Source organism: Allobosea eneae, from assembly GCF_042657265.1.
Lineage (GTDB): Bacteria > Pseudomonadota > Alphaproteobacteria > Rhizobiales > Beijerinckiaceae > Allobosea > Allobosea eneae.
The window spans coordinates 1-6,793 of record NZ_JBHSLW010000119.1 but is presented as its reverse complement, the minus strand read 5'-3'; the positions used below and the strand labels follow the sequence as shown (position 1 = coordinate 6,793).

9 protein-coding genes are annotated in these 6,793 nt (G+C 62.6%); 3 read left to right on the top strand and 6 right to left on the bottom strand.

What is annotated here, in order from left to right:
- The first annotated feature begins 317 nt into the window (after positions 1 to 317).
- Complete coding sequence (locus ACFPOB_RS30195) at positions 318 to 1,178, top strand: hypothetical protein (protein ID WP_377801856.1); 861 nt, start codon at positions 318 to 320, stop codon at positions 1,176 to 1,178.
- A 78-nt stretch (positions 1,179 to 1,256) separates the two neighbouring features.
- Here the strand turns inward: ACFPOB_RS30195 and ACFPOB_RS30190 are convergent, their stop codons facing one another.
- The 5 genes from ACFPOB_RS30190 to ACFPOB_RS30170 all read right to left on the bottom strand — a co-directional run bounded on the left by ACFPOB_RS30190 (position 1,257) and on the right by ACFPOB_RS30170 (position 3,588).
- Positions 1,257 to 1,463, bottom strand: a complete 207-nt coding sequence (locus ACFPOB_RS30190; RefSeq protein WP_377801855.1) for a hypothetical protein — start codon at positions 1,461 to 1,463, stop codon at positions 1,257 to 1,259.
- A 14-nt stretch (positions 1,464 to 1,477) separates the two neighbouring features.
- On the bottom strand, positions 1,478 to 2,107 hold the full coding sequence (locus ACFPOB_RS30185; RefSeq protein ID WP_377801854.1) for a hypothetical protein: 630 nt from the start codon (positions 2,105 to 2,107) through the stop codon (positions 1,478 to 1,480).
- A gap of 7 nt (positions 2,108 to 2,114) precedes the next feature.
- The gene (locus ACFPOB_RS30180; RefSeq protein ID WP_377801853.1) at positions 2,115 to 2,804 is read right to left on the bottom strand and encodes a hypothetical protein; all 690 of its coding nucleotides are present in this window, start codon (positions 2,802 to 2,804) and stop codon (positions 2,115 to 2,117) included.
- 113 nt (positions 2,805 to 2,917) lie between these two features.
- Entirely contained in the window at positions 2,918 to 3,163 is a 246-nt protein-coding gene (locus ACFPOB_RS30175) for a hypothetical protein (RefSeq protein ID WP_377801852.1), read from the bottom strand.
- A 47-nt stretch (positions 3,164 to 3,210) separates the two neighbouring features.
- Positions 3,211 to 3,588 (bottom strand): hypothetical protein, encoded by a 378-nt coding sequence (locus tag ACFPOB_RS30170; RefSeq protein WP_377801851.1) that lies wholly within the window; start codon positions 3,586 to 3,588, stop codon positions 3,211 to 3,213.
- 398 nt (positions 3,589 to 3,986) lie between these two features.
- On the opposite strand from ACFPOB_RS30170, the gene ACFPOB_RS30165 reads away from it, so the two are divergent.
- Positions 3,987 to 4,322: a hypothetical protein gene (locus ACFPOB_RS30165; protein ID WP_377801849.1), complete on the top strand. Its 336-nt coding sequence runs from the start codon at positions 3,987 to 3,989 to the stop codon at positions 4,320 to 4,322.
- A 230-nt stretch (positions 4,323 to 4,552) separates the two neighbouring features.
- On the opposite strand, the gene ACFPOB_RS30160 is transcribed toward ACFPOB_RS30165, so the two are convergent.
- Complete coding sequence (locus ACFPOB_RS30160) at positions 4,553 to 5,056, bottom strand: hypothetical protein (protein ID WP_377801848.1); 504 nt, start codon at positions 5,054 to 5,056, stop codon at positions 4,553 to 4,555.
- On the opposite strand from ACFPOB_RS30160, the gene ACFPOB_RS30155 reads away from it, so the two are divergent.
- Positions 5,045 to 6,100 carry a hypothetical protein gene (locus tag ACFPOB_RS30155; protein WP_377801847.1) on the top strand — a complete coding sequence of 352 codons (1,056 nt, stop codon included), beginning with the start codon at positions 5,045 to 5,047 and terminating at the stop codon, positions 6,098 to 6,100. The two genes, ACFPOB_RS30160 and ACFPOB_RS30155, sit on opposite strands and share 12 nt — an antisense overlap.
- Positions 6,101 to 6,793 lie beyond the last annotated feature (693 nt).

Below are 6,793 nucleotides of genomic sequence, written 5' to 3'. Positions count from 1 at the left end.
ACCATCGCCTCCGCGACGGCCTTCCTCTACGCAGCCGCCGCCATGGTTCTTATCCGCCGCATCGCGCGAGCGTCATGAGTTCCGGGACGGACTCTCAGCGCATTGCCTCTACTTGCGCTATAAGGTCTGCTGCCTAGGAGTGTTGGAGTAAATCTGACAGAATCAAAAATACCCTGCGTTAACTATACGCTGATGATCTGTGTGGCGCCGATGATTATCGGCCGCACCGATCTTTATGTTCATGATATGTTCTGTGCAATGATTCTCGCTCTCCTGCCACGAACGGCGCATGGGGCGACAGGGCATGGAGGTTGAAAATGATGGCGCCGAAGGTTCAGCAAATCGAGGAACCAGGAGAGTACCCCCGCCCTCGGCAGCTCTGGGTCGCGTCTATGATGGACGGCGCCGAGCGGCCGGGGTGGCTCCAATGGAGCGGTTACTCAGCCGACGACAACGACGCGCTTCTGGCTCTCCAGAACGCTGCGTCCCAAGTCTGGCCCGTGCGCTACACCCTGCGTCACCCCATCTTCGACACGGCAGACCGCATGGCGAAGAGGCTCTCCGATGATGGCGAGGACCGCAAGCCGCACTCGCTCACTGCGCAGTACGTCGATCGGACGCAGCGCCCGTCGGCCGGCTCGGAGATGTCCACTGACGCTGCGAGTCGTAGCACGGCGCGCAACATCATGTCGCTGCTGAAGCCCCTGCTCCTTATCGATCCGCAGATCAATGCCGCAATTCAGAGCGGCCAACCTGTCTCTGTCGAGTGGACCATTTACAGCGCGCACCTCTACACGGGGCAGACTCGCGTGTCGGCCTGTATCTCCGCGCGGACTCCCGTAGGCGGCGAGATCGACCTGAGCCTCGTCAACATCATTTTAGCGCTTCTCTTCGACGAGTTGGACCGCCGCCCTGCCGGGTTCCAGCTCACGGCATCATTCGACGTCCTCCCTTCGCCTGAGGGGCCGTTGCGGCCTTGGCGGGTTCTAAAGTTCGCGTCTGATCGTGCGCGAATCCTCGAGAATCCTGGCGCCTACCTGGGCCGGGTACTCTTCAGGCTGCATTACAAACACCGGTCGGAGCTGGCCGAGCGCCTCGCCAACGTCGTCCGGGAACAGCACCTTGCCGCCCGGCAGTTGCCGGAGTGGCCCGTCATTTCCATGGGCGTACTCGCCTGACGCATCCACGGCCTGCCGTCGGCATGACGAACCCCGCGTGATGTCATCACGCGGGGTTTCCAGTTGCAGCCTCAATGTCTACTCCGGCACGGAAACAGGAATGCCTTTCCGAATGAGCCAGCTCTCGAAGCCCTTGTCCTCCCCAAAGACCCGTCGCAGGAGGGCCAAGGACGTGGCGGCAGCCCGCTTGGGCGAGATGTTTCGCATGGTGATGAGCTGGCTTGAGTGGTGGAACCACATCTCGTCGAAGTCGCGGTCCCGGTCGAGTTCGTTGTCGAAGTCCATGATGTTGCCTCCTTCTAAGGTCGGGGTTGGCCCTTATTGGCCGTGAAGTATTCGAGCAGCCGGCCGACCATCGCCGGCGAGACGGTCGACAGGGCGTCGCAGGTCTTGCGGACGTTGGGGTCTTGGTGGCTCATGAGCCGAAGCAAGATCGCGATGTCGTCGCGCTTCGCCGTCGCAGACGCCTTGAGTAGGTCACGCAGTCCCGGATCGGTGCCGCCGGCTAACGCGGCCACTCTGCCCCGCGCAACCTCCAACAGGGCTTCGGCCGCAGCGGCGCGACTGTTGGCCTGCGTAACGACGTCGAAGGCGACCGCGGCGGCACGCGTCTCGACGCGAGCGTCGAAACTGCGTGCGCGTTCGTCATCGAGGAGTCGGAGCCGCTCGGCGCTTTTCTCCTCCGCCGAACGGACCGCGATGGCCGCCCCACCAAAAGCCAGGCCGCCAATTAGAGCCACCGCAGCTCCGGCGAGACCGATGCCGCGCACGAGATCGCGGCGCCGCCGCCGCGTGGCTTCGTCTTGTAACGCGCCGATCGCTTGATCAACCCGATCCGCCACAAGGTCGACTGCGTCGAAGACGGGCGCGACAGGATCAGCGTCTCGCACGCCGGCACTCTTCCTCAGCTTTTCGGTAAAGCGCGCCACGCGGACCTCACCAGGGCCTGAAGTCCGGGTGATCGGAGAAGGTCTCCTCAACCGCCCTGATCATCGTCAGGGCGCCCTGGGCCTCGAACCGGTTCTTGCCGGCGAGCATCAGATGGGGCGGCGTACTCGTCCGATGGACATCCGCCATAGTCGTGCCGAGCTGGGGCAGCCGGGCGAAGTGGACGACTTCCTCGGCGAGCCTGGCGAACGCCGGGTCGGCAATGGCGGCCTCGGCATCGAGCCCACCCGCCTCATTGTGCACCAAGAGGACCGACGCAGCCCCGCAGTTAAGGGCGATGCGCCCAGCGGCGGTGATTCCGTCGCGCTTCGAAACGGGCACGATGAACCGGATGTCCTCTGCGACGGCCGCGCCCCGGTCATTGATCCACCGAAGGACATGGCCCTCCATGTTCGCGCCCAAATCCACGAACGCCGGGCGGTTGCTGGCAAACACCCGGTTCTCGAGAAACGGCACCACGGCCTCGGGCCGGTCGTCCTCCAAAGCGTTCTCGGGCGGCATCGTCTTGAAGTAGCGCCGCAGCGTCGGGTTGGCAGGCTCGACGTCGAAGATGTCGATCTCGAGCTTCTTGAAGATGGCCGTGCTCGTCATCAGCATCGCGAGCGTGCTCTTCCCACCGCCGCCAGCCGCGGCGAAGATGTACTTCTTACCGCTGGACGCGGCCTTGTTCGTGGTCATGACAAGATACCTTTCTGAGATGAGATTGGCGTCGCCGTCGTGCAGCGCCCGGGAGCGCTCGCGGTGGTCAACGCCACGTTGGGATGGAGTAAGAGGTCTGACGCCGAACGCGCTCAGGCACGCGGGATGCCCGCGTTCCGGCGGCGGCCCCAGAGCCGGCGCCTCTCCTGCCTTTTGCGGTAGCGCCACAGGGTGGAGTTTGCAGGGGCGATGTCGAAGAGGCTGATCGCGCACTTCCCCTTATTGAAGGCGGCAGTGCTGCTCAGCAGGTTGAAGAGGGTGCTCTTGCCAGCGCCCCCCTTCGCCGCAAGAACGTCCTTCTTGGGGCGAGAAGTCGGCTTCGTAGTGCTGATGACCATTGGATTCTCCGGATTGAAGTGTGGCGTTGGTTTTTGTCGCGCCTGGGTCAGGCGAGATCAGCAGGGCGCTTGAGGTTCGCCACGCTGCGCGTCGCAGGCCGGCCACCGTCGGTGATGAGAACCGGCACGGTCCTCCTCTGGACGACGTGGGCAGCCGCCACGTCAGTCTTGCGAGGACGGCCTGGTTTGCCCGGCACGCCGGTCTGCCTGTATCGACGCCTGTACTGCGCAGCATAGTTCGTGGCAGTTTCTGGGCTTATCGCGAAGCCGTTGGCTTCGAGGTCCGCCAGAATGGCCTTCCACGTGACGCCGCGCTTGAGCGCCGCCTCGATCGCAGGCATGATTGCGAAGAACTCGCTTTTCAGTGACTGCGCCCCAGCCTTCGGCGCAAGGCAGGCCAAACTGGCAGTTCGCTTGTCGGTCAATGTGCTACCCTCCATGCGCCTATACTGGCAGCATGATTTCTTGGGCGCACTTGAATTAAGTCGGCATACAGGGCGTTCAGCGCGAGCGCGGCAAAATCGTCAAACGCGTCAGAGAAACATTACCCGTATCGTTGCGAGTTATGGATCGGCTTTTATTGCTGGTAAAGTCACCGCTATATTTCAGCTATAATATCAGCCAATTTTACTCGATGTAAGATAAGCTACAGTATGCCAGTGACGACATGTTTACAGCGCGAGCGCTTCACATGTCTGCTGGCCAAGGGGCTCTGCCCCCGTGGACCCCCGCCGCTAAAGCGGGTTGTCCGCGCTAACGCACGGAAGGCCTGTCGATGACAGACCAAAAGCAAGCCAAGAAGTACGAGAAGAGCCGCCCCTTTGTGTTCCGCATCGCGAGGGAAGAGGCGGACAAATTGGTGGCGATCGCTGCCGCGATGGGCCTGACACCCGGCCAGATGGCGCGGCGCATCATCGAGCGGGAGATCGGCCTCATGGCCCGGGCCGCCACGGTCCGACGCCGGGTCGCCAATGCCGAATTGCTGCGGCAAGGCCTAGGTCAACTCGGCATGGTCGGCAACAATGTCAACCAGATTGCCGCGCATCTGAACCAAGGCAAGCCGCTACCGTGGCGACATGACGAGCTTGAGCGTATCAGGCTCGACCTGCATACCGCCATCACTGCCATCATGGCCGTGCTCGGGCGGGGCCAGTCGTGATCGGCCGGTCTCGCTATGTGAAAGACGATCCTAGGCGTGCAGATCACCTGCTGAGCACGTCGAATAACAGGCGGGTCGTCGAGCACCGAGATCTCGACCGCGGTTGCCCGGGCGACCTACGCCAGTTCCTTGCTTTTTCATCAGCTCTGACCGCCGCCCATTCCCGGGCGAAAATCACGTTGGCGCATTTCAAGCTCTCCCCCTCGCGCCCTCTCGACCGAAGGCAGCTTTTACGCGCCATCGCATGCATCAGGCGCGAAAACGGCATTGCCCGAAATCATCCCATGCGGCTGATCGAGCATGACAAAGGAGACAGGCCGCCGCATTTTCACCTCCTCTTCAGCGCCGTTGATCCTGCTACGGGACGTGTCCTCAGCTCCAAGGACAACTATGCTCGTGACGAGTTGGTCAGCCGCCGCCTCGAGATTCAGTTCGGTGAAAAGATAACCCCTGGTCCCCGCATCCAGCGGAATGCGGCCGATCTGCGAGCCCGAGGCAAAATCCGCGAAGCTGAGATCCTGGAAGGCCATCAGCCCGTCCGTAGGCGTGATCGAAACGCTGAGGCGGATCGCCAACAGGCGGCCCGCGCAAAGCTGCCCTTGGGCGAATTTCGTGGCCGGCTTCTCTCTGCCGTCGGCGAGGCCATACGCTTCGGCTCGCTCCGCCAGGCTCTCGCCCGATATGGCCTCTCCGTCGCGATCGGCACCAGGAAGGCAACCCTCATGGCCGTCCATGACGGGAGTGGTATGGCGTTGCCTCTTCTTGGCTCCATCACCATCGCCTCCGACGGCCGCGTGGCTCTGGAGCCGTCCGTAGTGGAAGATCTGCGCCGCGATGCCCCGCTTATCTCGCAAGCCCGCGTCGAGGGGGCGGCCAGGACATTGAAACAGGCTGACCGCGCCCTGATCCGCGAGATTGATCGTGGTCGGTTAGAGGCCGCGATCGACGGCGAGTTCAATGACATCTTTTCCCGCATGTGGCGATCGCGGAAGCCTGCCGATGAGGAAATCTCTTCCCGCCGTTCATCACAGGCAGCGCAGCGCCGTGAGGCGCAGGCAATGCGCCGAGAGGAGGCACGCGTGCGCCAACTCAGGATCAACCGCGCATTCAAGGCAGCCCGCTTGCTGCAGTCGCGCCCTGCGCGCCGGGTCGCATTCGCAATGGCGGCAACGGGTGTTCTTCTGACGGGCGCGGGCCTGACGGTTGCGCTCGGGGCAGGTATCGTAGCGACAGGTGCGCTGCGCGGGTACGGTCAAGCTCGCCGTGCCGAAGCCCAGGCACTGGTCGCCCAACGTCACCGTCCCGCTGATCTGTCTCGAGGAAGGGACCGACTGGTAGGCATGCATGCAAATGCTCGGCATGGACCTCAATATTCCCAACCGGCCGAGGGTGGGGCGGCGGAGCCCCCTCCGGCTGCGTCCTCACAGCGTGAGGAGCGCCAGACTGCCTTCGATTTCGCCGTAGTCCCGAAGACCCACCGCGCACTCGCCGCGATGGCGCTGGATGTTCTTGCGGGGCGTCCGACCCCGATTGGTCAAGATGTCCTGCAGCGCGTGCTGGGCGGCGAGGTGTACGCCGGCCTAGCGTCTCTTGCTCAGACAGGCAGTGTCAGACAACGTCGCCATATCCAATCTTGGAACGGAGGCCGATCGTCGGATGCTTTCGCTGCTGAGGGCACACTGCGACGTGCAAATGAAGTCGAAGCAGCAAAGGTGATGGCCCGAATTGGCCGTCAGCTCGTCACTGCTCAGCGCAATCGAGTGAAGGGTCGGGAGTGATTTTGGAGGCAGACCGCTGGGCATTTCGCTGCTCTTGTGCCAGCAGCCACGCGAGCACCTCGTCACGGGAATAGTAAGGGTGACACCCCTCGCGCAGCACTACAGGGGGGCCCGTCCGGCGCCGGCGCTGTGAGCTCAGCGCTGCCAGCGAGATGCAGAGAAGGTCGGCGAGCTCCTGCGATCGGATTGCCTTGCGGGGAAACTCTTTGACGGATTTGGTCTGTTCGGTAAGGGACGACATGACGCGACGATCGCTCCGATGCGGGGGCGCTTCATCGCTTCGTGAAGCACTCGGAGCCCTCAAACGCAGGCGTGGCTATATGCCCTGCGAGTCGCCGGTACGCATGCGCTAGACTCCTGGCGCTTCTACGTCCGAGCCGCCCCGCCGCGATCTTCCTCAACAAGCGACATCGCTCATCGAGCAGCTAGGAATGCAGATTGTCAGCCCGCAAATCCTCGCCAACCGCACGGTTCCATGGGCTAATAATATGATCAAAAACCTAGCTGTCAATTGGCTTCATGCGACGATGCCCTTCCGGGCCTACAAAAGGTAGGTACGAAGAGCACCTCTTGTCTCCCAAAATGTGAAAATGGGTCGTGTCCCATGGCGTGGTGTAGCTGAGGGTGGTCATCGGCGATTGCCGGTTAGGTTTGGGTTGGGAACGCAAACCCTGAACCGAGAGATCCCCGATG

Excerpts from the sequence above, each read along its gene's own strand:
- ACFPOB_RS30155 (WP_377801847.1), top strand. The coding sequence starts at position 5,045 with ATGGCCGTCCATGACGGGAGTGGTATGGCGTTGCCTCTTCTTGGCTCC.
- ACFPOB_RS30180 (WP_377801853.1), bottom strand. The coding sequence starts at position 2,804 with ATGACCACGAACAAGGCCGCGTCCAGCGGTAAGAAGTACATCTTCGCC.
- ACFPOB_RS30160 (WP_377801848.1), bottom strand. The coding sequence starts at position 5,056 with ATGGACGGCCATGAGGGTTGCCTTCCTGGTGCCGATCGCGACGGAGAG.
- ACFPOB_RS30195 (WP_377801856.1), top strand. The coding sequence starts at position 318 with ATGATGGCGCCGAAGGTTCAGCAAATCGAGGAACCAGGAGAGTACCCC.
- ACFPOB_RS30190 (WP_377801855.1), bottom strand. The coding sequence starts at position 1,463 with ATGGACTTCGACAACGAACTCGACCGGGACCGCGACTTCGACGAGATG.
- ACFPOB_RS30175 (WP_377801852.1), bottom strand. The coding sequence starts at position 3,163 with ATGGTCATCAGCACTACGAAGCCGACTTCTCGCCCCAAGAAGGACGTT.